At 72.7% G+C, this 26,155-nt stretch carries 21 protein-coding genes; 4 read left to right on the forward strand and 17 right to left on the reverse strand.

Annotated elements, in window-relative coordinates:
• The first annotated feature begins 167 nt into the window (after window positions 1-167).
• Entirely contained in the window at window positions 168-1,862 is a 1,695-nt protein-coding gene (locus FHX78_RS08260) for a sensor histidine kinase (RefSeq protein ID WP_145866801.1), read from the forward strand.
• Window positions 1,859-2,539 (forward strand): response regulator, encoded by a 681-nt coding sequence (locus tag FHX78_RS08265; protein ID WP_145866802.1) that lies wholly within the window; start codon window positions 1,859-1,861, stop codon window positions 2,537-2,539. Before FHX78_RS08260 ends, FHX78_RS08265 begins: the two co-directional genes overlap by 4 nt.
• 145 nt (window positions 2,540-2,684) lie before the next feature.
• Here the strand turns inward: FHX78_RS08265 and FHX78_RS08270 are convergent, their stop codons facing one another.
• From FHX78_RS08270 to FHX78_RS08280, 3 genes are all read right to left on the reverse strand, one after another.
• Window positions 2,685-4,280, reverse strand: a complete 1,596-nt coding sequence (locus FHX78_RS08270) for a solute symporter family protein (RefSeq protein ID WP_145866803.1) — start codon at window positions 4,278-4,280, stop codon at window positions 2,685-2,687.
• Window positions 4,277-4,732 carry a DUF485 domain-containing protein gene (locus FHX78_RS08275; RefSeq protein WP_145866804.1) on the reverse strand — a complete coding sequence of 152 codons (456 nt, stop codon included), beginning with the start codon at window positions 4,730-4,732 and terminating at the stop codon, window positions 4,277-4,279. The genes FHX78_RS08270 and FHX78_RS08275 overlap by 4 nt, the downstream gene beginning before the upstream one ends.
• A 111-nt stretch (window positions 4,733-4,843) precedes the next feature.
• Window positions 4,844-6,967 carry a DNA gyrase/topoisomerase IV subunit B gene (locus FHX78_RS08280; protein ID WP_145866805.1) on the reverse strand — a complete coding sequence of 708 codons (2,124 nt, stop codon included), beginning with the start codon at window positions 6,965-6,967 and terminating at the stop codon, window positions 4,844-4,846.
• Between the two features lie 439 nt (window positions 6,968-7,406).
• Between FHX78_RS08280 and FHX78_RS08285 the strand changes: the two genes are divergently transcribed.
• Complete coding sequence (locus FHX78_RS08285; RefSeq protein ID WP_142192716.1) at window positions 7,407-7,637, forward strand: DUF7455 domain-containing protein; 231 nt, start codon at window positions 7,407-7,409, stop codon at window positions 7,635-7,637.
• A 352-nt stretch (window positions 7,638-7,989) separates the two neighbouring features.
• On the opposite strand, the gene FHX78_RS08290 is transcribed toward FHX78_RS08285, so the two are convergent.
• The 12 genes from FHX78_RS08290 to FHX78_RS08345 form a co-directional block, all read right to left on the reverse strand.
• Complete coding sequence (locus FHX78_RS08290; RefSeq protein WP_145866806.1) at window positions 7,990-8,823, reverse strand: S1 family peptidase; 834 nt, start codon at window positions 8,821-8,823, stop codon at window positions 7,990-7,992.
• A 156-nt stretch (window positions 8,824-8,979) separates the two neighbouring features.
• Window positions 8,980-10,509 (reverse strand): RNA polymerase sigma factor, encoded by a 1,530-nt coding sequence (locus FHX78_RS08295; protein WP_145866807.1) that lies wholly within the window; start codon window positions 10,507-10,509, stop codon window positions 8,980-8,982.
• A gap of 429 nt (window positions 10,510-10,938) precedes the next feature.
• Entirely contained in the window at window positions 10,939-11,826 is an 888-nt protein-coding gene (locus FHX78_RS08300; protein ID WP_145866808.1) for a FadR/GntR family transcriptional regulator, read from the reverse strand.
• Window positions 11,827-11,989: 163 nt separating this feature from the next.
• Window positions 11,990-14,089 carry an ABC transporter ATP-binding protein gene (locus FHX78_RS08305; protein ID WP_145866809.1) on the reverse strand — a complete coding sequence of 700 codons (2,100 nt, stop codon included), beginning with the start codon at window positions 14,087-14,089 and terminating at the stop codon, window positions 11,990-11,992.
• A gap of 106 nt (window positions 14,090-14,195) precedes the next feature.
• On the reverse strand, window positions 14,196-14,954 hold the full coding sequence (locus tag FHX78_RS08310) for an NUDIX hydrolase (RefSeq protein ID WP_145866810.1): 759 nt from the start codon (window positions 14,952-14,954) through the stop codon (window positions 14,196-14,198).
• Window positions 14,955-15,106: 152 nt separating this feature from the next.
• Window positions 15,107-17,197, reverse strand: a complete 2,091-nt coding sequence (locus FHX78_RS08315; protein WP_145866811.1) for a glycogen debranching N-terminal domain-containing protein — start codon at window positions 17,195-17,197, stop codon at window positions 15,107-15,109.
• 222 nt (window positions 17,198-17,419) lie between these two features.
• Complete coding sequence (locus FHX78_RS08320; RefSeq protein WP_145866812.1) at window positions 17,420-19,258, reverse strand: DUF4192 domain-containing protein; 1,839 nt, start codon at window positions 19,256-19,258, stop codon at window positions 17,420-17,422.
• Window positions 19,259-19,500: 242 nt separating this feature from the next.
• Window positions 19,501-20,148, reverse strand: a complete 648-nt coding sequence (locus tag FHX78_RS08325; RefSeq protein WP_145866813.1) for a mycothiol-dependent nitroreductase Rv2466c family protein — start codon at window positions 20,146-20,148, stop codon at window positions 19,501-19,503.
• Window positions 20,149-20,328: 180 nt separating this feature from the next.
• Window positions 20,329-20,679 (reverse strand): DoxX family protein, encoded by a 351-nt coding sequence (locus FHX78_RS08330; RefSeq protein WP_145866814.1) that lies wholly within the window; start codon window positions 20,677-20,679, stop codon window positions 20,329-20,331.
• Window positions 20,680-20,708: 29 nt separating this feature from the next.
• Window positions 20,709-21,773 (reverse strand): methyltransferase, encoded by a 1,065-nt coding sequence (locus FHX78_RS08335; RefSeq protein WP_145866815.1) that lies wholly within the window; start codon window positions 21,771-21,773, stop codon window positions 20,709-20,711.
• 65 nt (window positions 21,774-21,838) lie between these two features.
• Window positions 21,839-22,768, reverse strand: coding sequence for an NADP-dependent oxidoreductase (locus FHX78_RS08340; RefSeq protein WP_145866816.1), 930 nt, complete (start codon window positions 22,766-22,768; stop codon window positions 21,839-21,841).
• Between the two features lie 76 nt (window positions 22,769-22,844).
• Window positions 22,845-23,312: a luciferase domain-containing protein gene (locus tag FHX78_RS08345; protein ID WP_145866817.1), complete on the reverse strand. Its 468-nt coding sequence runs from the start codon at window positions 23,310-23,312 to the stop codon at window positions 22,845-22,847.
• A gap of 192 nt (window positions 23,313-23,504) precedes the next feature.
• On the opposite strand from FHX78_RS08345, the gene FHX78_RS08350 reads away from it, so the two are divergent.
• The gene (locus FHX78_RS08350; protein ID WP_229924158.1) at window positions 23,505-23,906 is read left to right on the forward strand and encodes a winged helix-turn-helix transcriptional regulator; all 402 of its coding nucleotides are present in this window, start codon (window positions 23,505-23,507) and stop codon (window positions 23,904-23,906) included.
• A gap of 1 nt (window position 23,907) precedes the next feature.
• On the opposite strand, the gene FHX78_RS08355 is transcribed toward FHX78_RS08350, so the two are convergent.
• Entirely contained in the window at window positions 23,908-25,368 is a 1,461-nt protein-coding gene (locus FHX78_RS08355) for a multicopper oxidase family protein (RefSeq protein ID WP_145866819.1), read from the reverse strand.
• 347 nt (window positions 25,369-25,715) lie between these two features.
• The gene (locus FHX78_RS08360) at window positions 25,716-26,039 is read right to left on the reverse strand and encodes a chorismate mutase (protein ID WP_373313125.1); all 324 of its coding nucleotides are present in this window, start codon (window positions 26,037-26,039) and stop codon (window positions 25,716-25,718) included.
• Window positions 26,040-26,155 lie beyond the last annotated feature (116 nt).

Consider the following 26,155-nt stretch of genomic DNA (forward strand, 5'->3'; position numbering starts at 1 on the left):
GGCGGAGCCCCGCGCGGGGCGTGCTCGTGAACGGGGCTCCCCGGCCGGCACAGGCCGCCAGGCCGCGCCCCGTGCCGGCCGCTCCCCGCGCGCGCGGAGGCGGGTCCCCGGGAGATCCGCGCCACACCCCTACGGCGTCCCGCGCCCGCCCACGTACCGTCTTGGGTATGAGCCCCACTGCCCCCGCACGCCGCCTGCGCCTCGGCCTGCCGCGGCGGGTGTTCTCGCAGGTCCTGCTGATGCAGTTGGCGATCGCCGCGGGAGTCGCCGTGCTCGCCACCGGACTGTTCCTCGCGCCGCTCGGCGACCAGCTGGACGACCAGGCGATGCGCCGCGCCCTCGCGATCGCGCAGACCACCGCCCAGCAGCCGCAGATCGCGGACGACCTGCGCGGCACGGCGCCGTCCCCGGACGGACCGGTGCAGCGGAACGCGGAACGGATTCGGAAGGCCACCGGTGCCGAGTACGTCGTGGTGCTGGACAAGCGGGGCGTGCGCTGGTCCCACACCGACCCGGGGCGCATCGGCGGCACGGTGTCGACCGACCCCGGCGAGGCGCTGGCCGGACGCGACGTCATGGAGATCGACGAGGGCACCCTGGGACGCTCCGCGCGGGGCAAGGTGCCGCTGCGCGACGAGGACGGCGAGATCGTCGGGGCGGTGTCGGTCGGCATCGCCTACGACAGTGTCCGGGCCCGGCTGATCCACGCCATCCCGGGGCTGTTCGCGTACGCGGGCGGCGCCCTGGCCGTCGGGGCGCTCGCGGCCTGGCTCATCTCACGGCGGGTGCACCGGCAGACCCGCGACCTGGCCTTCTCGGACATCGCGGCCCTGCTCTCGGAGCGTGAGGCCATGCTGCACGGCATCAGGGAGGGCGTCGTCGCCTTGGACCGCGGCGGCCGCATCCGCCTGCTCAACGACGAGGCGCAGCGCCTGCTGGGCATCGGTGAGGAGACCGTCGGCCGCTCCCCCGACGAGGCGCTCGGCGCGGGACGCACCTCCGATGTGCTGGCGGGCCGGGTGACCGGCACCGATCTGCTCACCGTCCGCGGTCCGCGCGTCCTGGTCGCCAACCGCATGCCGACCGGCGACGGCGGCGCCGTGGCGACCCTGCGCGACCGTACGGAGCTGGACCGGCTCGGCCGGGAACTGGACTCCACCCGCGGCCTGATCGACGCCCTGCGCGCCCAGGACCACGAACACGCGAACCGCATGCACACCCTGCTGGGGCTGCTGGAACTCGAGATGTACGACGACGCGGTGGAGTTCGTCGGCGAGGTCGTGGGGGATCACCGGGCGACGTCGGAGCAGGTCACCGAGAAGATCCGGGACCCGTTGCTGGCGGCGCTCCTGGTGGGCAAGGCGACGGTGGCCGCCGAGCGCGGGGGGGCGCTGTGGGTGTCGGACCGCACGCGGCTCCCGGACCGGCTGATCGACCCCCGGGGGCTCGTCACCATCGTCGGCAACCTGGTGGACAACGCCCTGGACGCCGTGGCCGGGACGCCGCACGCGCGCGTGGAGGTCGAACTGCGCGCCGACGGCCGCGCGGCGGTGCTGGTGGTGCGCGACACGGGCCCCGGAATTCCGCCCGGGCAGCGCGAGTTGATCTTCGCCGAGGGCTGGTCCACCAAGGAGCCGCCGGCCCACCGCGAGCGGGGGATCGGGCTGCCCCTGGTGCGCAGGCTGGCCGAGCGGCAGGGGGGCAGCGCGTCGGTGGGCGAGGCGGACGGCGGCGGCGCGGAGTTCACCGTGGTCCTGCCCGAGGCCCTGACCGAGCCCGGCGAGCGGCCCGCGCTCGCCGGGGCGTCCACGGCGCCGGCCGCCGACGAGGAGCCCAGGACCGTCAAGGAGGAGTCGCGATGATCGAGGTCCTGGTCGTGGACGACGACGTCCGGGTCGCGCGGGTCAACGCCGCGTACGTCGAGAAGGTGCCCGGCTTCCATGTCGCCGGGGAGGCGCACAACGCGGCCGAGGCACTCGGCTGCCTGGAGACACTGCCCCGGCTGGATCTCGTGCTCATGGACCACTACCTGCCCGACGAGACGGGCCTGGAGGTGGTCCAGGAGATGCGCCGGCGCGGCCACCAGACCGACGTGATCATGGTGACGGCCGCGCGTGACGTGTCCACCGTCCAGGCGGCGATGCGCCACGGCGCCCTGCAGTACCTGGTCAAGCCGTTCGCCTTCGCCGGACTGCGCGTCAAGCTGGAGGCGTACGCGGAACTGCGGCGCTCCCTCGACGGCGGCGGCGAGGCGGAACAGGCTGAGGTGGACCGGCTCTTCGGTGTGCTGTCGGCGTCGGCCGAGCCCCAGCTGCCCAAGGGCCACTCCCCCACCACCGCCGAACTCGTACGGCAGTCCCTGATCAGCGCCGACGGGCCGCTGTCGGCCCAGGAGATCGCCGAACGCACGGGGGTGAGCCGCCAGACCGCACAGCGCTATCTGAAGCTGCTGGAGCGCACGGGACGGGCCAGGCTGACCCTGAAGTACGGCGACGCGGGCCGCCCGGAACACCGTTACGTGTGGGCGACCCGCGCCTGAGGACACGGCCCGTGAAAGCAAGGGCTGTGGGCGACCCGCGCCTGGGGACACGGCCCGTGAAAGCGGGGGCGGACCGTGCCCGCCCTCCTTGGATGCCGTGCCCTCCCCGGATACGGAGGACGGCGCCGGCCGTCTCCGCCGGCCGCTACACGGCCCCCGCGCCGGTCAGTGAGCGCACCTCGGCCTCCGCGTGCCGGGCCTCGTCGGGCACCTCGGTCGAGGTGACCGTGCCGAGCCAGCCCGCGGCGAAGCCCAGCGGAATGGAGACCAGCCCCGGGTTCTGCAGCGGGAAGACCTGGAAGTCGGCGCCGGGGAAGAGGGACGCGGGGCTGCCCGACACGACGGGTGACAGCAGCACCAGCACCACGGCCGGGACCAGGCCCCCGTAGACGGCCCACACGGCACCGCGCGTGGTGAAGCCCCGCCAGAACAGGGAGTAGAGCAGCACGGGGAGGTTGGCGGAGGCGGCCACCGCGAAGGCGAGGCCCACGAGGAACGCGACGTTGAGATCGCGGGCCAGCAGCCCGAGGGCGATCGCGAGCAGGCCGATGCCGACGGCGGCGACCCGGGCCACGGCCACCTCGCTGCGCGGTCCTCGACCGCTTCGGCGCCGCAGGGAGGCGTACAGGTCGTGTGCGACGGACGCGGAGGAGGCGAGCGTGATCCCGGCGACCACGGCGAGGATCGTGGCGAAGGCGACGGCGGCGACGACCGCGAACAGGACCGTTCCGCCCGTGGAGCCGGCGCCGCCGCCGAGGTCGAGTGCCAGCAGGGGCACCGCCGTGTTCCCGGACCGGTCGGAGGCGCGTATGGCGTCCGGTCCGATGAGGGCGGCCGCACCGAAGCCGAGCACGATCGTCATCAGGTAGAAGCCCCCGATGAGGCCGATCGCCCAGACGACCGAACGCCGTGCCGCGCGGGCGGTGGGGACGGTGTAGAAGCGGGACAGGATGTGCGGCAGCCCGGCCGTGCCGAGCACCAGCGCGAGACCGAGGCTGATGAAGTCGAGGCGCGCGGTCCAGTCCCCGCCGTAGGCGAGACCGGGTGCGAGGAACGCCTCCCCGTGGCCGCTGCGCTCGGCCGCCGTGTGCAGCAGGCGGTTGATGTCACCGTGGAACCGCAGCAGGACGAGGACGGTCAGCGCGACGGTGCCGCCGAGCAGCAGGACCGCCTTGACGATCTGGATCCACGTGGTGGCGCGCATCCCTCCCAGCGACACGTAGATCACCATGAGCGCGCCGACGCCGATGACGGTCCATGCCCGCGCGGCCTCGCCGGTGCCGCCGAGCAGCAGCGCGACCAGGCTGCCCGCGCCCACCATCTGCGCCACCAGGTACAGGACGGACACGGTGACCGACGAGGTCCCGGCCGCGATGCGCACCGGCCGCTCCCGCATACGGGCCGCGACCACGTCGGCGAGGGTGAACCGACCGCAGTTGCGCACCAGTTCGGCGACCAGGAACAGGACCACCAGCCAGGCCACGAGGAAGCCGACCGAGTAGAGCATCCCGTCGTAGCCGACGAGCGCGATGAGTCCGGAGATGCCGAGGAAGGACGCGGCCGACATGTAGTCGCCCGCGATGGCAAAACCATTCTCCATCGGCGAGAAGAGCCGGCCGCCCGCGTAGAACTCCTCCGCCGAACCCTGCCGGTGGCGGCTCACCCAGGTCGTGATGCCCAGCGTGACCGCGACGAACGCGCTGAACAGCAGCAGGGCCGACGTCTGGTGATCGGCCGTCATGAGGCACCGCCCCGCTCCCGCGCCAGCTCCTGGGTGTCCCAGCGCAGTTCCAGCGCCGCCCGGTCCCTGCGCAGCCGCGCGTGCCGTACGTAGGCCCAGGTGAACAGGAAGGTGGTCAGGAACTGGCCGAGCCCCGCCAGCATCCCCAGGTTCACGGCGCCCGCGACGGGCCGTGCCATCAGGTCCGGCGCGGTCGTGGCGGTGACGACGTACGCCACGTACCAGGCGAGGAAGACCACGACCGCCGGGACCACGAAGCGCCGGTACCGGCTGCGCACCTCCTGGAAGGCCGCGCTGCGCTGGACTTCGAGGTAGACGTCGGCGCTCCGCGCGGCACCCGGCTCGCGGCGCGGCGGCGGCACCCCCGCCCCGGCCTGCTCGCCCCAGCCCGAGGCCAGGGCGTCGTACCAGGGATCGTCGTACCTCACGTCCCCCGAGTTGCTTGGCTGCATGCCCAAGGATGGACAGAACGGGAAGATCTCTGACTCTTCTTCCCGTTCCGCTTCACCCCATCAGGTGACTCGCTCCCGCCCGAGCCCACCCGAGCGCGTCCGGCGGAGCCGTTACGCGTCGATGCGCGACCGGTCGAGCGTCGCCGCGGAGCTGGAGATGAACTCCTTGCGCGGGGCGACGTCGTTGCCCATGAGGAGGTCGAAGACCTGCTCGGCGGCCTCCAGATCGGTGAGGTTGATCCGGCGCAGGGTGCGGTGACGGGGGTCCATGGTGGTCTCGGCCAGCTGGTCGGCGTCCATCTCGCCGAGACCCTTGTAGCGCTGGATCGAGTCCTTGTAGCGGACGCCCTTGCTCTGGAATTCCATGAGCTTGTCGCGCAGTTCCCGGTCCGAGTACGTGTAGACGTACTTGTCCTGCCCCTTCTTGGGCTGGACGATCTCGATCCTGTGCAGCGGGGGCACCGCCGCGAACACCCGGCCGGCCTCCACCATGGGGCGCATGTAGCGGTGGAACAGCGTCAGCAGCAGCGTGCGGATGTGCGAGCCGTCGACGTCGGCGTCGGTCATCATGATGATCTTGCCGTAGCGCGCCGTGTCGATGTCGAAGGTCCGGCCCGATCCGGCCCCTATGACCTGGATGATCGCACCGCACTCGGCGTTCTTCAGCATGTCCGTCACGGACGACTTCTGGACGTTGAGGATCTTTCCGCGGATCGGCAGGAGCGCCTGGAACTCCGAGTTCCGCGCGAGCTTGGCCGTGCCGAGCGCGGAGTCGCCCTCGACGATGAACAGCTCGCTGCGGTCGACGTCGTCACTGCGGCAGTCGGCGAGCTTGGCCGGCAGCGAGGAGGACTCCAGGGCCGTCTTGCGGCGCTGCGCGTCCTTGTGCTGGCGGGCCGCGATGCGGGTGCGGGCCGCGGCGACAGCCTTCTCCATGACGACGCGCGCCTGCTGGGCGGCGTCGCGCTTGGTGGAGGTCAGGAACGCCTTGAGCTCCTTGGCGATCACGTTGTTCACGATGCGGCGGGCCGCCGAGGTGCCGAGGACCTCCTTGGTCTGCCCCTCGAACTGGGGCTCGGCCAGGCGGACCGTGACCACCGCGGTGAGGCCCTCCAGGGCGTCGTCCTTGACGATGTCGTCCTCGGCCACGCGCAGCATCTTCTTGGCGCGCAGCACCTCGTTCATCGTCTTGGCGACGGCCTGCTCGAAACCGGCGACATGGGTGCCGCCCTTGGGGGTGGCGATGATGTTGACGAACGACCGGAGCGTGGTGTCGTAACCCGTGCCCCAGCGCATCGCGACGTCGACACCGAGCTCGCGGGTGACCTCGGTGGGCGTCATCTGGCCGTGCTCGTCGAGCACGGGGACCGTCTCCTTGAAGGTGCCCTGACCAGTGAAGCGGAGGGTGTCGCAGACGGGCCTGTCGGTGGCCAGGAACTCGCAGAACTCGCTGATGCCGCCGTCGAAGCGGAAGGACTCCTCGCCCTTGCTGCCGCCCTCGCCGAGCCCGAACTCGTCACGGACGACGATGGTCAGGCCGGGCACCAGGAACGCGGTCTGGCGGGCGCGCTGGTGCAGCGTCTCCAGGGCGAGCTTGGCGTCCTTGAGGAAGATCTGGCGGTCGGCCCAGTAGCGCACGCGCGTGCCGCTGCGGGTCTTGGGGATCTTCTTGGTCCTGCGCAGCCCGCTCCCGGCCTCGAACTTCGCGTCCGGCCCCAGGGCGGCGAAGGCGCCGGGGACACCGCGCCGGAAGCTGATGGCGTGGGTGTGCCCGCCCCGGTCGACCTCGACGTCCAGCCGCGCGGAGAGCGCGTTGACGACGGAGGCACCGACGCCGTGCAGACCGCCGGAGGCGGCGTAGGAGCCGCCGCCGAACTTGCCGCCGGCGTGCAGCTTGGTCATGACGACCTCGACACCGGAGAGACCGGTCTTGGGCTCGACGTCGACCGGGATGCCCCGGCCGTTGTCCCGGACCTCCACCGAGCCGTCGTCGTGGAGGACCACGTCGATGTGGTCGCAGTAGCCACCGAGGGCCTCGTCGACGGAGTTGTCGATGATCTCCCAGAGGCAGTGCATCAGACCGCGGCTGTCGGTCGATCCGATGTACATACCGGGGCGCTTCCGCACGGCCTCGAGCCCCTCGAGGACGAGCAGGTGCCGCGCGGTGTAGTTGGAACCGTCCCGGTCTGCTCCTGCCAGCAGCGCTGTGGACGGCACGGACGTCTCGGCGGTCACGCGGTTCGCTCCTCGCTGAATTTCGAATGGGGCCCTCATGGGTAAGGGCGCGGCTTCAGTCACCGGTGAGAGGGTACCGAGGCCTGGTAGAGCCGTTGTAACGCCACCCTCGTCTGCGCCCACCCTAGACGAGAGTCGTATGCCTGTTCGATCCCTCGATGGAGTGAAGCACACATCACGTTCCCTTCCAGGCATGAACCATTTAGGCTCCGGGCACGTCCTCATGAACAACCGGCAACCCAGCCGGGAGGGCCGACCACCGATACGACGCGAATCCGTACGACACAGAGAAACGCACTACGGCACATTCGCCGCCAACCGGCAACAGCCACCCACTTCGGAAAGATTTTTTCGAGGAGAAGCCACGAGCGGGAACGTTTTGGGGCTGGTTGGATGTTGACCCTGGTACGACAGCTCGTCGAGCTAGAGAAGAGGCGACGTGACTACTGTTCTGACCCCCGCGAGCCCGCTGACGGCCGCCGATCGCTGCGACCGCTGCGGCGCCCAGGCATACCTGCGCGTCGTCCTGCTGAGCGGCGGAGAACTGCTCTTCTGCGCCCACCACGGCCGCAAGTTCGAGCCGGAACTCAAGAAGATCGCCGCTGAGATACAGGACGAGACGGAGCGGCTGACCGCCCCTCCGGCGACCGCTTCCGAAGAAGAGCGCTGACACCTCGCGTCCGACGACGAGCAGCCCGGCACAGGCCGGCGAACGGGCGGCTGCCTCCGAAGCAGGGGCAGCCGCCCTCTCTTCGTACCCGGACGGGCCCCGGGACCGGCCCCGGGACCTCCGGATCGGGCCCGAGCGCTCCGATCGGCCCGAGCACACCGGGTCGGCCCGACCACTCCACGGCGGCCCACGTCCTCCGGGCCGACTCGCACACCCACCCTGGAGACCCCTCGTTCCGACACGGGGGCGATCCGCGGGGCGGTGCCTGGAGCCCCTGACCGACCCCGGGCCGCGGGCCGGTCCCCGGCTCCGCTGCCGGACCGGAACCCCTGAGCCGCGCTTCTGACCCCTTTCAGGCCTGCGGCCACCCGAGGGTCCGCAGGACCGCGGAGACGCGCGTGTACACCCCTGGACTGCCCGCCCAGCCGCACCCCGCCCCCCACGACACGAGCCCTATGAGCCGCCCCTGGGCCACCAGCGGCCCCCCGCTGTCCCCCTGACAGGCGTCGCGCCCCCCTGCCACCTCCCCCGCGCACAGCATCGTCTCGGCACGGTAGGTGCCGTCGGAGCCCCCCGGGTAGGCGCTCTCGCACACCCCGTCGGGCTGCACCCGTACGCGCGCCGCGTGGAGACTTCCGGCGTAGGCACCGGACCCCGTGGTGTCCCCCCACCCGTAGACCGTGGCGGCCGTTCCCGCCCGGTAGGCGGGGTCCCCCGTCCCCGCCATGGCTATGACCGAACTCGAGGGGAGCGGCTCGGCCAGGGTGAGCACGGCGAAGTCACCGGCGTTGGTGGCGCTGTCGTAGCCCGGGTTCACCCACACGTCACGCACGGCGACCTCCTGGCCGCGTTCCGAGAGCAGTTCCGTGCGCCCGGTGATCACCCTGAGGTCGTGCACGTGGTCCGGCGGTGCCCCCAGCACCTCCTCGTCCATGCAGTGGGCCGCGGTGAGCACGGTGGTCCGGCCGACCGCCACACCCCCGCAGAACTGTCCCGCCCGCGTACCGCCGAACCGGTCACGGCTGGCGAGGGCCACCGTCCACGGACTGTCCGACACATCGACGGGGGACCCGCCGACGACGATGCTGTCGGCGGCCGCGGGAAGAGCCGAGGCCAGCGGTATGACGGTCCCGGCGGCCGCGAGGGCCAGCGGCCGGGCCAGCGCCCGGACAAGAAGACGTCGCATGCGCGCTCCTCACACTGGGGTGATCCTGAAACACCCAGAGTGAGCGAGCCCGCCCGGGCCCGCACCCGCGCACCCACGCGAAAGACCCGGCTCCCGACGAGGGGAACCGGGCCTTGGGGGCCGGGGCGCCGCGACGGCCGGTCGCGGCGATCCCGACTAGTCGAGGTAGTCGCGCAGCACCTGGGAGCGGGACGGGTGGCGCAGCTTCGACATCGTCTTGGACTCGATCTGGCGGATGCGCTCGCGCGTGACGCCGTACACCTTGCCGATCTCGTCGAGGGTCTTCGGCTGACCGTCGGTGAGACCGAAGCGCATGGAGACGACGCCCGCCTCGCGCTCGGACAGGGTGTCGAGGACGGAGTGCAGCTGCTCCTGCAGCAGCGTGAAGCTGACCGCGTCGGCCGGGACGACCGCCTCGGAGTCCTCGATGAGGTCACCGAACTCGCTGTCGCCGTCCTCGCCCAGCGGGGTGTGCAGGGAGATGGGCTCGCGGCCGTACTTCTGGACCTCGATGACCTTCTCCGGGGTCATGTCGAGTTCCTTGGCCAGCTCCTCCGGGGTGGGCTCGCGGCCCAGGTCCTGGAGCATCTGGCGCTGCACGCGCGCGAGCTTGTTGATGACCTCGACCATGTGCACCGGGATACGGATGGTGCGCGCCTGGTCGGCCATGGCGCGGGTGATCGCCTGACGGATCCACCAGGTGGCGTACGTGGAGAACTTGTAACCCTTGGTGTAGTCGAACTTCTCCACCGCGCGGATCAGACCGAGGTTGCCCTCCTGGATGAGGTCCAGGAAGAGCATGCCGCGGCCGGTGTAGCGCTTGGCCAGGGAGACCACGAGACGGAGGTTGGCCTCCAGCAGGTGGTTCTTGGCGCGGCGCCCGTCCTCCGCGATGATCTCCAGCTCGCGCTTGAGCTTCGGCGCCAGCTTGTCGGAGTTGGCCAGCTTGTCCTCGGCGAACAGGCCCGCCTCGATGCGCTTGGCGAGCTCGACCTCCTGCTCGGCGTTGAGCAGGGGGACCTTGCCGATCTGCTTGAGGTAGTCCTTGACCGGGTCCGCGGTGGCGCCGGCGGCGGCGACCTGCTGCGCGGGCGCGTCGTCCTCGTCCTCGTCGGACAGCACGAAGCCGGCGTTCTCGGCGCCCTCGGGCTCCTCCGCGGCCTTGGTCTCCTCGAGGACCTCCTCGTCGACCAGCTCGGCGTCGTCCTTCTTCGCCGTGGTCTTCTTGGCGGCGGTCTTCTTGGCCGTGGCCTTCTTCGCGGGCGCCGCCTTCTTGGCGGTGGTCTTCTTGGCGGCCGCCTTCCTGGCGGGCGCCTCCTCCTCGCCGGCGGGGTCCGCGGCGGACGCCGGCGTGGCGGTGGCGGTGGCCTTCCGGGTGGTCGCCGTCTTGGCCGCGACCGTCTTGGTGGCGGTGCGCTTGGCGGGACTCTTCGCTGCGACGCTCTTTCGGGTGCGCTTGGGCTCTGCGGCACTGACCATCAGCGTCACACCCTCTTCCTCGAGGATCTGGTTGAGGCTGCGCAGTACGTTCTTCCACTGAGTGGCCGGAATCTGGTCAGCTTCGAAGGCCCGACGCACGTCATCGCCGGCGATCTGCCCCTCGGCCTTTCCCCGCTCAATGAGAGCCATGACAGAGACGGACTCGGCGATCTCCGGCGGGAGCGTACGGGATGTGCTGGCCGACACGAACAACCTCTCGGAACGTTGGAAAACGGCTTCCGGCCCCGTCCACCGTGGACAGGAGCCGACCGCCGGCTTGGAAGTGGGCCGACGGCGCGGGCGGGTGCCGGGAGGATGCACAGCGCCATGAACGGCGTCCGTATTCCCTCCGCGGCTGTCACCTCTTAGGTCATCGCGTTCTTCCCGGGAGCGTTACGCCCAATCCGCGTGGCCCGAGTCACACCCCGTAAGCACCCGGAAGCGGTCGGACAAGGACAAAAGTGTTCACCCCGGGGCAGCGGGCTCACCTCCTGGCATCTCGCCTACCCCGTCTTGCCGGTCGGACCCCACGGGATCGCCGATGATCCCGCGGGGTCCGACGGGGGACGGCTCACGGGTGGGGCACCGCCACAGGAGGGGGATGGCGGGCCGGACCGCGCCGTCCGCGGAACGCGGTCAGTGCTCGCGCGGGGCGGGCACCACGCGTTCCACCTCGGGGTGGACCGTGAGCAGTTGGCGCATGGCCGTCTCGGCGGCCGCGCCGTCGCCGTCAGCGAGGGCGGCGACGATCCGGGCGTGGTGGCCCAGCGAGGTCTCGTTCGGGCGCTCACAGCCCGTGACCGGGCCGCCCGAGACCTGGAGCGCGGAGGACACGATCCCGGAGAGGTGCTCCAGCATCCGGTTGCCGGCGACCTGGATGAGCAGGGAGTGGAACTCGACATCGGCTCGGGCGAACGTGAGCGCGTCCCCCTGGCTCAGGGTGTGCCCCATGATCTCCACCATGTCGGCCAGGCGCTGCTGGATGTCCTCCCGTCCGTGGCCCGCCGCAAGGCGTGCCGCGAGCGGCTCGATCGTCCAGCGGAGCTCGCTGAGCTCGCGGCGCTGGTCGTCGCGCTGCGGCCCGAAGGCCCGCCACTCGATGATGTCCGGGTCGAGAAGATTCCAGTCGCTGACGGGGCGCACGCGTGTGCCGACGTTCGGGCGGGCGCTGACCAGGCCCTTGGCCTCCAGGACGCGCAGCGACTCGCGGACGACGGTGCGGGAGACCTCGAAGCGCTGGCCGATCTCCTCCGGAACCAGGGGGCGGTCGGCACCCAGGTCCCCCGAAACGATCATCTGACCCAACTGCTGAACGAGTTGGCCGTGCAGTCCGCGCCCGCGGCTGCCCGCGGCGCGCCGGCTCACACGGCCCAGTTCCGGATCCGCGCCCTCCCAGACAGGGGCCCCGACACGGTCGGCGGCGGGCGCCTCGGCGTAGGGGTAGCGGTCGAGTTCGCCCGGGCTCGCGAGGCCGGAGTCTGCGGAGCGGGCGGCGGTCATCATGGTGTGCGCAAGGGTACTCACGCATCCTTTGTCGGCGCCGTTCCCAACTCCCTTGAGGTCTTTGGTGAAAAGCACACGAAAGGGTGATCGCTCACCTCGTCGCAATTGACGCCTTATCGGAAAGATACGGGCGTTTCACTGGGAGTTGCGGGCAAGGACGGTCCGATGCGCTCACGGACGGTCATCATCGGACCCTGCTCCGCAGATTGGTGAGCAGGTACGCGCAGAGCAGCGCCGCCAGCGACAACGCCAGGGCGCTCCCCACGGGTTGGGCGACCAGCCGCAGCACGGCCTCCAGATGCTGCTCCCCTGCCAACGGCCAGCGCAGCGGCACGTCCTCACGCGACCGCGGGGTGCGCGCCGGCAGCCCTTCCATCGCCTTGCGCACGAGGGGCACGACGAGCAGGGGTACGGCGACGACCACGGCGAGACCCGCGGTCGTGGACCGGAACACGCCCGCGGCCAGCACTCCGGCGCAGGCGCACCCCGTCACCAGCCCGAGCCAGCCCGCGCCCAACCGGAGCCAGTCGGCGGGAACGCGCACGACCTCCGGTCCGTAGAGGAGATGGAGGAGTTCGGCATCGCATCCGACGGTCAGGACGGCCAGCACCACCGCGGTGACCGAGGCGACGAGCAGTTTGGCGGTCAGCAGCCCCAGCCTGCGGGGGACGGTTCCGCGGTCCGCCGCCAGCGCCGGGTGACGGAACTCGTCGCCGAAGGCCAGCGCGCCGAGCAGCCCCGCGCCGAGCGCCGCGGGCGGCAGCGGCAACTCCGCCGGCCATGCGGCCAGCAGGCGCGGCTGAGGGGTGTGTCCCACGCGTGCCAGCAGTACGGCGGTGAGCGCGGACACGACGAGCACTCCGGCCCCGACGAGGAACCCCGTGCGGATGCCCGTGGCACGGCGGATCTCGTAGCGGAGGGGGCGCAGGGGCCTGGGCGCGGGGCGGACGGTGATGGGAGGCGGGAGTTCGCCCTCGGCGCCGGGTGCGCGCCTGCCCCGGCTCCCGTCCCCGGCCCGGCGCGGGCGGGGACCAGGTGGGCGGGCGTCCTCGTCGCTGGATTCCTCCGGCGCCTTCCGGTCTTCGTCGGGCGCGGCCACGGGCGTGCCGGGACCGGCGGGTACCTCGGGGTGGCGGCCCTGCGGTGCGGTCGAGGGGGAGGGCTGTGGTGCGGTGGCCGGGAAGGGCCGCGGTGCGGTGGCGGGGAGGTGGAGGGGGTCCGCCGTCGCGTGGAGTGGGGTGCGGGTGGCGGGTGACGGTGTGCGCGGGTCGGATGGGACCGATGGGGTGGACGCCGATGGGGTGGACGGGGTCGATGGGGTGGACGGGGTGGATTCCCCAGCGGTCGGTTCGGTTCCGGGGGCGGGGCCCGCTCCGTCATCCGCCGCCCGGCCGGCCGCCCCGGCTCCGGGCCCCATGTCCGCCACCTCGTCTGCCAGTTGGTGGACGACGATGCCGTTGCGGAACGCCGTTTCGCCGACCTCCGCGCAGGTACTGCCGTAGACGCAGAGGCGGTTGCCGCTCTCGCGTACCACCTCCACGGACCGCTGTGCCGCGCGGGCCTCCTGCGTGAGCAGCGCGGACAGGCGGGCGGCGTGCGGGCTGCGGACGGCGACGCGGGGGCGCAGCCGGGTGCGTGCGAAGTCCGCGGCGTCCTGGTCGGCGACGAGCCTTCCCCGGTCCAGGGTGACCACGCGATCCGCGACCCGGGCGGCCTCCTTGGGGTCGGCCGTGGTGCACAGGACCGTGCCGCCCTGGTCCGCGTGCGCCCGGAGCACGCCGTACAGCCAGCGGTTCTCCCGGACGGACAGGCCCCGTGCGGGGTCGTCGAGCACGAGTGTGTGCGGGTCCGGGAGCAACGCGCAGGCCAGGCCCAGACGGCGGTCCATTCCGCGCGAGAGGGTGCCGAGGCGTTCGTCGCGCAGGCTCACGAGTCCCACCGCTTCGAGGACCTCGTCCGCGCGGCGGCCCGGAACTCCCGCGGCGGCGCACAGCATGCGCAGGTGCCCGCGGACGGTGCGGGCGGGGTGCCCCGGGACATCACCGAGCAGCACGCCGACTTCGCGGGCGGGATGGGGGATGCGGTGCAGGGGGCGGCCCCTGAAGTAGGTGACGCCACGGCCGCGTTGGAGTTCGAGCATGAGCCCGAGCGCCGTCGTCTTTCCCGCGCCCGGTGCTCCGAGCAGCACGGTGACGCGGCCGGCGTGTGCCTCGAAGGAGACGTCGTCTACGGCGGGCGGAAGCTCTGCGCGGGGGGTGCTGGTCAGTCCGATGGCCTGGATCACCCGATGCAAGATAGCGCGCCATATCGGGTTTTTCGGGCACCCTTGGCCCGCGGCCGGACGGGGCGTACGCCCGCCGGGCCCGCCGGCCGGTCCGGTGGTCCCGGGGTCAGACCTCGGGACGCAGCATCGGGGGGTTGAGCAGGGTGGCGCCGCCGGCCCGGAAGAGCTGGGCGGGGCGGCCGCCCTGCCGGGTGGTAGTGCCCCCGGTGGGGACCAGGAAGCCCGGTGTGCCCGTCACCTTGCGGTGGAAGTTGCGGGGGTCGAGCGCGACGCCCCAGACCGCCTCGTAGACCCGGCGCAGCTCGCCGACGGTGAACTCGGGCGGGCAGAAGGCCGTCGCCAGCGACGAGTACTCGATCTTGGAGCGGGCCCGCTCCACCCCGTCCGACAGGATCTGGGCGTGATCGAAGGCGAGCGGGGCCACCGGCTCCCCGTCCCGGCCGAAACCGCCCTGCTGGAGCAGCTCCTCGACGGGTGCCCAGCGTGCGTTGCTGGCGTCACCGCCCGCCCGGGGAGCGGGCAGGTCGGGGGCGAGGGCGAGGTGCGCGACGCTGACGACCCGCATCCGGGGATCGCGCTTGGGATCGCCGTACGTGGCGAGCTGCTCCAGATGGGCGCCGTTGTCCTGGGCGGGGACGGCCGGGTCGTGCACCCGCAGCCCCGTTTCCTCGGCCAGTTCCCGGGCCGCGGCCTGCGCCAGGTCCTCGTCGGCCCGTACGAACCCGCCGGGGAGTGCCCAGCGCCCCTGGAACGGGGCTTCGCCCCTGCGCACCGCGAGCGCGCACAGGGCGTGGCGGCGCACGGTCAGCACGACCAGGTCCACGGTGACGGCGAAGGGCGGAAAGGCTGACGGGTCGTAGGGCATGCGGCGATCATAGTCGTCTGCCTGACGATAAACACTCCCTTCGCCGGTGGTCTCGACGGTTGATCAACTGCGGTCCGGCACGGATCCCGGCGCGGTCGCGCGGCCGCCGCTCGTGCCCTCCCGGCCGCCCTCGGCCGCCGCCTCACGCCAGGTCACACCCCCAGTTGCAGTCCCTCGGCCGCTTCCTCGACCACGGCCAGACCGAGCCGGCCGACCCGTACGGCGAAGGGGGCGCCCGCGACGCGCAGTCCCGTGAGGACGATCTCCCCGAGGGGGGCGCCGCGCACCGGTCTCAGCGTGACCGTCCGGGCCGGTGCGTCGGGCCGGATCCCGACGAGGGTGGTCAGCAGCAGGACTCCGGAGGCCGCCGCCGTGGCGGCGGGGCGGCAGGCCGCCGGATGCGGGAGCGGGGCGCCGTCGTCGGTCCGCCGCTCCCCGCCGAACATCTCGGGCAGGCGGTGGCCGAACGCCTCCGCCGCCGCGAGGACGCCCCGCAGCAGCGACGCCGCCTCCTTCTCGTAACCGGCGGTGGCGAGCCCGGCGACGGCGACCGCCGTCTCGTGGACCCGCACGGCGCCGGTGCGGTGGCCGAACGGGTTGTGGCCCGGTTCCCTCTCCCCCAGTCCGCGCAGCCCCCAGCCCGAGTCCAGGTCGGGGCTGCCCAGCAACCGGGCCAGCCGCTCGGTCCGCACCGCGTCGAGCAGGCCGGGCGCGAGGGTGCCCCCGCCCAGCAGGCCGGTGTCGAGGAGGTGGGCGACCGGGGCGCCCAGGTGGGGGACGGGGCGGCCGTCCGGAGCGCGGGCCGCCGCCGGCCGGGCTCCCCGCGGGTGGTCGATCCAGAAGTCGTCGGCGAAGGCCCCGCGCAGCGCCCGCGCCCACTGCCGCAGTCCGGTGCCGCCCGGTCTGCCGTACGCGTCGAGCAGGTCGGCTCCGAGCAGTGCCGCCCGGTGGGCGTGCGCCTGGGTTTCGCAGCGGACGGCGCCGCCGGGCTGCGGGTCGGGGAGGTAGGTGCCGTCACCGACCGTGTTCCGCAGCCAGGTCAGACACCGTTCGGCGGCCGGGAGCAGTTCCTCCGTCACGCGTTCGGGGAGCCCCCAGCGGCGGGCCTCGGCCAGCAGGGCGGGGAAGAGCAGCGTCGCCTGCGTTCCGGTGCAGGCCGGGGGCAGATGCGGGCCGGCGTCGCGCCGCGGGCCGGGGACCATGCCGGACTTCGGTCCGGGTCCGGTGAGCTGGGTGCGGGCGAGCGTACGGAGGGTGCCCGCGGCGAGGCTGGTGCCGAGGGGCAGTGCCATCCGGGCCGCGGCGAGGGCCTCGGCCGGGGCGAGCCCGCAGCGCCAGGGCGCGCCGGCCGCGAGGTGGAGGTCGGCGGGGTGCGCCGCGTCCCGCAGCAGCAGGGCCCGGAGGTCCTCGACACTCCTCCGCATCAGTGCGGGGACCCGGGGATCGTCGCCCGTCGCACACGCCGGGGCGAGGGGGTTCGTGGCGGCGCGGCCCGCGGGACGCAGGGGTGCCGCTCCGTCCGGCCGGACCCGCAACTCGACGCTCGCGCTGCCGCCGGGAGGCAGGTCCACCTCCCATCGCAGCAGGCCGGCGGCGGCCAGCGCCTCGCTGGGGGGCGGCTGCGCCGTGACCGTCGCGCTTCCCTCGGCGTTCGACCAGCGCAGACCGCCGTCGTGGACGCCGGCGGGCTGTTCGGGGCCCGCGCGACCGGAGGCGATCGCGCCGAGCGCGGCGAGGTCCGAGCCGAGCGCCACTTCGAGCGGGAGGCGCAACGGGCGGGCGGCCGCGCTGTGCAGCGTGATCCGTTCCGTACCGTCGGCGCGGCGCGTCCGCTCGACGACCACGTCCGGGTCCGGGCCGCGCCCGTCCGCGCCGACGCGCAGGGTCCCGACGAAACGGGCCCGGTCGGCGGCCGGCATCCGGGCCTGGACCGCGAGCGGCTCCTGCCCGGCCACACGGACCTGGCAGCGGGAGAGGAGACGCCTTCCCGCGCGGTAGAACCCCTCCAGGCCGCGGCCCGTCAACTGTCCCTGATCCGTCGAGATGACGAGGCCGGGAAGGGCCACGCAGATCAGGGCGGTGTGGGCGGGCGGCAGTTCGGGGAGTCGCCGACGGGTGGGGTGGTGCTCCCGTCGCGGTGGGCGCGGTACGCGCGGGAGCGTGTCGGTGAGGTGGGGAGTGGCGGGAGCCGCCAAGGCTCCGGCAAGGTCGTCGGCGCCGAAGGGCGGAGCCGGCTGATGCATGGAAAGGCTTTCTCTGGGCTCTGTGTGCCGCGGGCGGGCCCGGACCCGACGGGCTGCGGCCGGGCGGGTGCGGTACGGCGTCACGACCCGTCCGGGCGTTCCGCCACTCAGGTGAACGGCGCCGCCCGCCTCCTGGTCACGCCCGTGCCCGCGGCCCCGGTCACGGCGCGCCCTCACGGTCCTCGCCCGCCCCTTCTCCCCCGTCGCTGTGATCACCACGGCTCACTCCTCCCCGTCGCCGTCCCGTCGGCCGGCCTGCGTCACGCCGCCCTGGGGGACACCGGGCCGCCGCCCGGTGCCCGGACCCCCCGTGGTCGGCTTCGCCCCGCCGGGACGCGCGCCACCGGGGCGCGTGCTGCGCTCATCGGCCGTACCGGGGCGGGCCCCGCCCGGCGCGCCGCCCCCGGGGCGCGGGCTGCCCGCCGACGCCCGCGGATACGGGAGCCGTCCGCTCGGCCGGCCCGTCTCCGTCCGCACCCGGCGCGGGGACCCACCGCACCTGCCACTGCCGGCACCGGCACCAGCACCAGCACCAGCACCAGCACCAGCACCAGCACCAGCACCAGCACCAGCGTTACTGCCACTGCCGGTGCGGGGCGTGCGGGTCCGGCGTCGGCGGGGCAGGGGCGGAGCCGTCGGCGGGCCGGGAACCGCGGATTCCACGGTCTGCGGCGCGCGATCGACGCTCCTCGACGGCTCGCCGTCGTCGCTCTCGCGCGGCTCGCTCCACGGGGCCGGCTCGTCGGCCGCCGCCGTACCCCGTCCCTCGCGTTCCGTGCGCAGGCAGCGGCGGATGGACTCGGGGTCGAGGCTCTCGTTGCACGCCTGGTGCAGAAGACGGGCGAAGAGGTAGTCGGGGTCCGCTGCGAGGGCCATGGCGAAGGCCTCGCGGGCTTCCAGCTCGTCACCGGCCGACCAGGCCACCCACCCGGCGAGGGTGAGGGGCGCCGCGGCGTGTTCGCCGTACGGTCCGACGCAGCGGCGCGCCAGCGCCCGCCACAGGCGCAGGGCGGTGCCGGCCTCGTCGCCCTCCATCCACTCGGCCGCGCGGTCCCGTGTCGTGCGGTCCTGGAGGCCGAGGATCAGCGTCGCGGCCTCGTCGTGCCCGATCAGCTCGTCGTCCCGCAGATCCGCCGGAAGGGTGCCGGGGAGGGGCGGTGCCCCGGCGAGACGGCCCATGATCCGCTCGGCCAGCCGCAGTGTCTCCTCGGCGACCTCGTGCCGCTCCGCCGCGTCGAGGATCCGGGGCACGAGGGACATGCCGGCGGCGTCCAGGGCGGCCTCCTGTTCGAGGGTGGCGGAGTGCTCCCACGGCAGGAGCCTGGCGCGCAGCTCGCGCAGGGTGCCGCGGACCTGGAGCCCGGCGTACGTGGCGGCGGCGGCCAGGACCGAGGTGCCGGGCAGGCCCATCGGCGTCCCCTCGGCCGGACAGCAGCCCTGGTCGTCACAGCAGTAGGACCAGAAGCGGCCGTCCGAGACGCACAGGGCCTCCACCACCGGGATGTCCAGGGCACCGCATTCCAGGCGCAGCGTGTGGGCGAGGGGCCCCAGCCGCTCCTTGACCTGCCGTCCGGTCTCGCCCCGGCCGGGCTCCTGGCAGAGGAAGACGACCATCTGCTCGGGCCGGGCGCCCCGGCGCTCGCTGCCCTTCACCAGGCCCTGGGCCAGCTGACGGGCGGCGGAGGGCCAGTCGTCCGCGCCGACGGGGATGCCGAGCCGGGCGCGGCCGCCGAACCGGCCCTTGCCGTCCCTGTCGTGCAGGGCGACCAGCACGATGCTGTCCTCGGGGCGGTAACCGAGCAGGTAGGGCAGGGCGTCGGCGAGCTCGGCGGGGGTGCGCAGGGTGACCTGCTGCTCCTCGCCGTGGCGGTCGTACGCGGTGCAGCCGGTGGTCTCCGGGCGCGGCACGCGGTTCTCCTCGCCGCCGGGTGCCGGGGGCCCGGTGGACTCCGCGCGGTCCTCGGGTGCGTCCCGCCGCGGGGTGCCGGCGCACTCCCGCGCGTCATGCCCCGGGAGGCCGCTGTTCTCGGGGAATCCCGTCGTCTCGCTGTGGTTCGTCATGCGAGGACGATCTCCCGGATTGCCGCATTCCGGTTCAACCTGTGGATAAGTCCGATCAGGAACATGCCACTCATCTCGGACGCGACACCCCCGGACGCCCGGGATACCCAGGGCACCCAGGACACCCACGGACGGCCACCCACGGCCACCTGCGCCGAACGCCCGGCCGGATCCTCCCGGCCGGGCGTTGGCGTGCACGGTTCACGGCCCAGTCGACGCGACCGCACCCCCAGCGGCTCGGCTCAGTCGAAGCTCGGCGGCGCGGTGCGGGCCCGCTTGAGTTCGGCGAAGCCGGGGACGGACGCGGCGTGGACGACCGTGTCCCAGAGGGACAGGGCCGCGTCCGACCGCGGGACGGGGCTGACGATGGGCCCGAAGAAGCCGACCGGGGTGGCGTCCGGGCCGGGCACGGCGAGGATCGGGCTGCCCGCTTCCTCGCCCACCGCCTTCTGGCCCGCCTCGTGCGAGGCCCGGACCTCGGCGTCGTACGTCGTCGCGTCGGCGTGCTCGGCGAGTTCCGTGGGCAGCTCCGCCGACTTCAGCGCCTCGGTCAGGGCTTCCGGAGTCGGGCCCTTGCCGTCCCGGTGGAAGACGGCGCCCAGCGCGGTGTAGAGGCGGGCGACGGCCTCGTTGCCGTGGGACTGCCGGACCGCCACGAGGGTGCGCACCGGCCGCAGGCCCTTGGGGCCGAGCAGGTCGTGGTACTCCTGCGGGACCTGGTCGAGCCTGCCCTCGTTGAGGATGGCCAGGCTCATCACGTGCCAGCGGATGTCCAGGGGCCGCAGTGCGGCCACCTCGGTCAGCCAGCGGGACGTCATCCAGGTCCACGGGCACAGCGGATCGAACCAGAAGTCGACCCGGGTCCTGTCCGCGTCGGCCGTGCTTGCCATGTGTGTCCTCCTTGGTGAGTCTTCAGCCCGGTCCCTGTCCCCGGTCCCGGTTCCCGGTCCCTGTCCCCGGTCCCGGTTCCCGGTCCCTGTCCCCGGTCCCGGTTCCTGTCCCGCGGCCCGGCCCCCGGTTCCTGTCCCTCGGCCCTGGTCCCCAGTGCCCGGTCCCCGGAACCGCGGGGTTCACACCGTGGCGATGCCCAGGAGGAGCGGTGTCACGCCGAGGAGCAGCATCACCGTCGGGGCCGGGAGGCCCTTGGTGTCCTTGGCGCGCAGGTGGGTGATGATCGCGCCGACGAAGTACAGGACGACGCCGATGCCGGCGGCGATGCCGAGCGGGCGGTAGAAGATGCCGGCGACCAGACCGAGGGCACCGGCGATCTCCAGTGCGGCCAGGCCCGCGAACCAGCTCTCCTGGACGCCGATCTGGCGCATGCCGGCGGTGATCTTCTCGTCGCGGGTGAGCTTGGCCCGGGCGGAAGCGACCAGGGCGAGTGCCAGCAGGCAGGCGACGACGACGTAGGCGATGAACACGGGGATCTCCTGGAGAAGTGCGGCCCGGGTCAGACCGAGGGGATGGGGACGGCTTCCACGGCGCTGCTCGGGGAGCGCGTGGGGAGGATGCGGGTGAGGGTGAACCCGGCCCTGGTCAGCAGGCGGTCGAACTCCTCGGCGGTGCGTTCCCGGCCACCGCTGAGCACCATCATGTTGAGGTCGATGATCTTGCTGGGCGAGAAGTCGTCGCCGTCGGGGACGACCGTGTCCACCACCAGCAGGCGGGCCTCGTCGGACATCGCCCGGCGGCAGGACCGGAGGATCTCGACGGCGGCGGAGTCGTCCCAGTCGTGCAGCACCCACTTCATGGTGTAGAGGTCGCCGCCCTCGGGGACCTTCTCGAAGAAGTTGCCGCCGACCAGCTCGCAGCGGTCCGTCAGGCCGGCCCCGGCGATCCTCGCCCTGCCGCCCTCGACGACGTGCGGCAGGTCGAGGACGACGCCCGTCGCCGCCGGGTGGGCGGTGAGCAGGGAGGCCAGGAAGCCCCCCTCGCCGCCGCCGACATCGACGATCCGGCGGTACGGGGCGAAGTCGTACGCCTCCAGGACCGCGTCGGCGACCATCGCGGTCAGCCCGGTCATGGCCTTGCCCAGGTGGTCGTTCATGACCGGGTCGGTCTCGAAGAAGTCCCAGATCCTCCGGCCGACGGCGCGCTCGAAGACCGGCTCGCCCGTCCGGACGGCGTCGACCAGCCGGCCCCAGGTGAGGTGGTGCGCCTCGCCCAGTTCCATCTGCACGAAGGACGCCAGGGAACCGGGTACGTCGGTGCGCAGGGCGTCGCCCAGCGGGGTCGTGGTGTAGCGGCCCCCGCCGTCGCCGCGGAGGACTCCGACGGCGGCGAGGGCGCGCAGCAGGCGGTGCAGCGACCGCGGGTCGCTCCCGGTGAGTTCCGCCAGTTCGGGTGCGGTGCGCGGAGCCCGGGCGACCAGGTCCGGGAGCCCGAGGGCGGTGCCGGCGTGGACCGCCCGGGCGGTCCAGTACTGGGCGACGACGGCGAACACGCCGTCGAAGTCGGGTCGGGTCGGTGCGCCGTCCCCGGCGGTCCGCTCGTCCGGTGCGTTCAGGTCGTCCATGTCCGGCCTGTCCTTAGGAAGTGGGTGGAGTGTCCTGCGGAGTGGGTACGGGCGGGAGGACCGCCTCAGTCGACGCTGATCGCGATCTTCCCGAGCGTTCCGGCGCCGAAGGCGCCCAGCGCCTGGGCCACGCCGTCCAGGCCGTAGGTCTCGCCGATCCCGACCTTCAGGTCGCCCTTCGCCGCCGCCGTGGCGATGCGCTCCAGCGTCGCGGGGTCGGGGTTGGCCATCAGGGACGTCACCGTGAGGTCGCGGCCGGCCGCCTGCTCGGGTCCGAAGCCGAGGGTGGAGGCGAGGCGTCCGCCGGGCGCCACCAGGTCGAGCAGCGGGGCCGGGTCGCCCGCCAGGTGGATCACCGCGGCGACGCCCTCGGGTGCGACGGAGCGGACCTGGGCGGCGAGGTCGGCGGTGTGGTCCACGGTGTGGGCGGCGCCGAGGGCCTGGACGAAGTCGCTCTCCTCACCAGGCTTGGCCGTGGCGAGGACGGTGGCGCCCGCGGCGGACGCGAGCTGGACGGCGTAGGCGCCGACGCCGCCGGTGGCGCCCACGACGAGGACCGTCTCGCCCTCGCGCGGGGCGATCGTGTCGACGGCGTTCGCCGCCGCCGTGCCAGCCAGGGCCAGGGCACCGGCCCGGGTGAAGTCCAGGTCGTCCGGGAGGGAGGCGATGCCGTAGCCCTCCGCGACGACGACGTACTCGGCGAAGGAGCCCTCCTGGACGACGGGCTTCATCACGACGCCGAACACCCGCTCGCCCACGGCCCGCCGCACCCCCTCGCCCACGGCCTCGACCGTGCCCGCGAAGTCCTTGCCCAGGGTGACCGGGAACTTGTGCTCCAGCATGTCCTTGAAGACGCCGTAGACCACGGCTCCGTCGAAGCCGTTGAGCGACGAGGCGCGGACCCTGACCAGGATCTCACCGGGCCCCGGGGACGGCTTGGCCACCTCGGTCACGGCGGGGGCGGCTCCGAAGTCGTCGATCGTCACTGCGCGCATGGAGAGTTCTCTCTTTCTGGTGAATCCGCGGGACAAGGAAGGTGCGGTTGATTGATTCGTGCACGAATTACCGGGATCAGGCCCGCGCCTGCTCGTAGGACGCCCGGACGACCTGTGTGGCCACCTCGAGTTCGTCCTCGTCGCGCGGCGCGTAGAGCATGACGATGGTGTCGGGGAATTCCGCCCTCCGGACAATCGGATGGGGTTCGGTCCAGCCGAGTTCCTCCAGCAGGTCGAGGGTCTCCGTGGGCACCGTGAGGTGCAGGAAACCCGAGCGGTGGATGTGCCCGAACTCGTCGACCGTGGGGTGCAGGAAGGCCTCGAAGGGACGGTTGCTGCGGCGCAGGCGCAGGGCGAGCGACGACGGCTCGGACACCAGGCTCATACTGGTGAAGACGCCGGGCAGCGCCTCGGCGCGGGCCACCAGCGCCTCGCGGATCTGCGGGGGCGAGAAGTCCTCGAGCTGGTCGTGCGGGATTTCCCGGCCGGTCGTCGCGGGCCGGGTTCCCTTTCGCGGGGGCAGAGCGCTCAGATCGACGGCCATGGGTCTCCTCAGCTGCATGACGAGCGGGCGGTGCACCGGAATGCGGCCGGGAAACGGGTCCGGTAACCCAGAAATCCGGAACTGCAATTTCCGGTTCTGTTTTCGGGCCGTGGATCACTGCTCCGGTGCACCTCACGAATGGTGCGTTGGTCACTTCTTGTTCTCGCGATAATTCTGGGCGATGATGCCTGGGTGACAGAAGACGGCACTTCAAAGATCGCTACGCACATTGATGTTCCCGACCACGTCAGCGAGGGTCTGCCGACTTGCCGGCTGCGCGAGGTGCTGGACCGGGTGGGCGACAAGTGGAGCGTCCTGATCATGGCGATACTCGGCGACGGCCCCCGCCGGTACTCCGAGCTGCGCCGCTCGATCGACGGCATCTCCCAGCGGATGCTGACGCTGACGCTGCGCAGCCTGGAGCGTGACGGACTGGTGATCCGGACCGTCACGCCCACCACGCCGCCCCGGGTCGACTACGAGCTGACGCCGGTCGGGAAGACCCTCTCCTCACGGGTGAGTTCGCTCATCGAGTGGGCCGAGCAGCACCGGGAGTACATCAGCATCTCCCGGCGCAGCTACGACGCGGAGTAGCTCAGACGATCCGCATGTTGGCCATCATGCCCATCGCCGCGTGGTCGAAGATGTGGCAGTGGTACACGTAGGTGCCCCGGTACCCGGTGAACGTCGCCTGGAGTCTGACCGTCTCCCCCGGCATCAGGGAGACGGTGTCCTTCAGGCCGTACTCCGGACCGGACGTGACGGGTTGACCGTTGCGCTCCAGGACCCGGAACTGCACCAGGTGCATGTGGAAGTTGTGGGGCGCGATCTGGTTGGCGTTGGTGACGGTCCAGATCTCCGTGGTGCCGTAGGCGATCTCGGTGTCGATGCGGTCGTGGTCGTAGACCTTGCCGTCGATGTAGGCCAGGCCGTGGGGGCCGCTGGTCTCGTCCATGAACAGTTCGACGCTCCGGTCGACGGTGGCGGGCGGCAGCTCCGGGAGGGTGCGCAGCACGCCCGGCACCACGCTGCTGTCGGCCGCGGTGCGCGTCACGCGGAACTGCAGGACCTGGGAGACCAGGTCGGCCGGCCCTCCGGGCACCGCGTCCGGGCGGTTGGCGAGGACCAGTTCGGTGCCGACCGGGTACCGGGAGAAGTCCACGACGATGTCCGCGCGCTCGCCCGGGGACAGCGCGACCGACGTCGTGCGGTACGGCGCCGGCAGCAGGCCCCCGTCGGTGCCGATCAGCTGGAACTCCGAGCCGTCGGACAGGCTGAGGTCGAAGTACCGCATGTTGGCCGTGTTGTAGACGCGGAAGCGGTACTTGCGCGCGGCCACCTCGAAGTACGGCCACGCCTTGCCGTTGGCGAGGATGACGTTGCGGTGGAGGAAGTCGCCCATCTCGTAGACGAGCGCGCCGGAGTCGTCGAAGCGGGCGTCGCGCAGGGAGACCGGCACGTCGTAGGCGCCGGAGGGCAGCCCCAGGCGTTCCTCGGTGTCGTCGGTGAGGAGGTAGGTGCCGGTGAGGCCGCGGAAGACGTTCTCCGACTCGGCGTGGTGGGCGTGGTCGTGGAACCAGAGGTTCGCGTGCGGCTGGGTGTTGGGGTACGTGTAGGTCTTCCGGCCGCCGTTCGGGGCGATGAGGTCCATGGGGCCGCCGTCGCTGTCCTCCGGGACGTGCGCGCCGTGCAGGTGGACGGAGGTCGGGACGGAGAGCTGGTTGGTCTGCCGGACCACCACGCGCTCGCCGGACCGCGCCTTGATGACCGGGCCGGGGAAGCTGCCGTTGAAGGTGCGCACGGCGGTCGTCCTGCCGGGGACGACCGTCTTGTTCACTTCCTTGATCGGCATCGCGTAGTAACGCGTGGTGCCCGACACCGCGTACGGGCGCAGCACCGGCGGCACCGGCATGCGCAGCGTGAACTTGCGGATGCCGGCCGGGTCGAGGTCCGCCGCGGCGGCTTCCTGGCCGGAGGGCGGGAGGAGCAGTCCCGCGCCGCCGAGAGCTCCGGTGACCGTGGCGCCCGCCACGAGGAAGGTTCTGCGAGTGATCACTTGATGTCCCCCATGCGTACTGCCGGGGACGCTCTTGCCGCGTCCCGCGGTCGGTCCGGGCGGTCGGGTCACGAGGTGGGGGGAACGGCCGCGCCACGGCCGCCGGCTGGGTGACCCGGGACGGAGGGTGGGGCCTCGCAGCGCCGGACCGATCTTGGCCACAATTCTCCGGCGCTCCGAACTGCCGCTCAAGACAGGGCAGTTGCAGAAGCAGGTCGGATTCTCCAGGTCACGGCGTGGTTGTACCGGGCAGTGCCAGGAGAACGTCAATCCTGTGCGGGTTCCTCGCGGACGGAACCGGTCCGGTACCGGCGGCCGGAAACCGGCCTTCCGGTGCCGGGCGGGGCTCACGGTGTCCGGGCGATCGCCTCGTGGTGCCGGATCACCTCGGTGATGACGAGGTGCAGCAGCTTCTCCGCGAACGCCGGGTCGAGGCGGGCGGACTCGGCGATCTCGCGCAGCCGGGCGATCTGCCGGGCCTCGCGGGCCGGGTCGGACGGCGGCAGCCGGTACTGGGCCTTCAGCTCGCCGACCCGGCGGGTGTACTTGAAGCGTTCGGCGAGCATGTGGATCACGGCCGCGTCGACGTTGTCGATGCTCTGGCGCAGCAGTTCCAGTTCGCCGCGCACGGACTCGCCGGTGGTGGTGATGGTCGTCGCCGTCATGGGCATGGGGTCTCTTCCCTCCGCTGCTGGTTCGGATGCGGTCGGCCGCGTCTCCCGCGCGAGGAGCGGGGCACGCGGGCGCGGCTGCGGTGACGGTGCCACCGCCCGGGGACGGGCCCGCC

This window comes from Streptomyces capillispiralis (genome assembly GCF_007829875.1).
GTDB classification, from domain to species: Bacteria; Actinomycetota; Actinomycetes; order Streptomycetales; family Streptomycetaceae; genus Streptomyces; species Streptomyces capillispiralis.

Coding starts and splice junctions, on each gene's coding strand:
- FHX78_RS08315 (WP_145866811.1), bottom strand. CDS start 17,197: ATGCATCAGCCGGCTCCGCCCTTCGGCGCCGACGACCTTGCCGGAGCC.
- FHX78_RS08290 (WP_145866806.1), bottom strand. CDS start 8,823: ATGCGACGTCTTCTTGTCCGGGCGCTGGCCCGGCCGCTGGCCCTCGCG.
- FHX78_RS08340 (WP_145866816.1), bottom strand. CDS start 22,768: ATGCGCGCAGTGACGATCGACGACTTCGGAGCCGCCCCCGCCGTGACC.
- FHX78_RS08325 (WP_145866813.1), bottom strand. CDS start 20,148: ATGGCAAGCACGGCCGACGCGGACAGGACCCGGGTCGACTTCTGGTTC.
- FHX78_RS08345 (WP_145866817.1), bottom strand. CDS start 23,312: ATGGCCGTCGATCTGAGCGCTCTGCCCCCGCGAAAGGGAACCCGGCCC.
- FHX78_RS08320 (WP_145866812.1), bottom strand. CDS start 19,258: ATGACGAACCACAGCGAGACGACGGGATTCCCCGAGAACAGCGGCCTC.
- FHX78_RS08270 (WP_145866803.1), bottom strand. CDS start 4,280: ATGACGGCCGATCACCAGACGTCGGCCCTGCTGCTGTTCAGCGCGTTC.
- FHX78_RS08260 (WP_145866801.1), top strand. CDS start 168: ATGAGCCCCACTGCCCCCGCACGCCGCCTGCGCCTCGGCCTGCCGCGG.
- FHX78_RS08335 (WP_145866815.1), bottom strand. CDS start 21,773: ATGGACGACCTGAACGCACCGGACGAGCGGACCGCCGGGGACGGCGCA.
- FHX78_RS08360 (WP_373313125.1), bottom strand. CDS start 26,039: ATGCCCATGACGGCGACGACCATCACCACCACCGGCGAGTCCGTGCGC.
- FHX78_RS08265 (WP_145866802.1), top strand. CDS start 1,859: ATGATCGAGGTCCTGGTCGTGGACGACGACGTCCGGGTCGCGCGGGTC.
- FHX78_RS08275 (WP_145866804.1), bottom strand. CDS start 4,732: ATGCAGCCAAGCAACTCGGGGGACGTGAGGTACGACGATCCCTGGTAC.
- FHX78_RS08310 (WP_145866810.1), bottom strand. CDS start 14,954: ATGCCCTACGACCCGTCAGCCTTTCCGCCCTTCGCCGTCACCGTGGAC.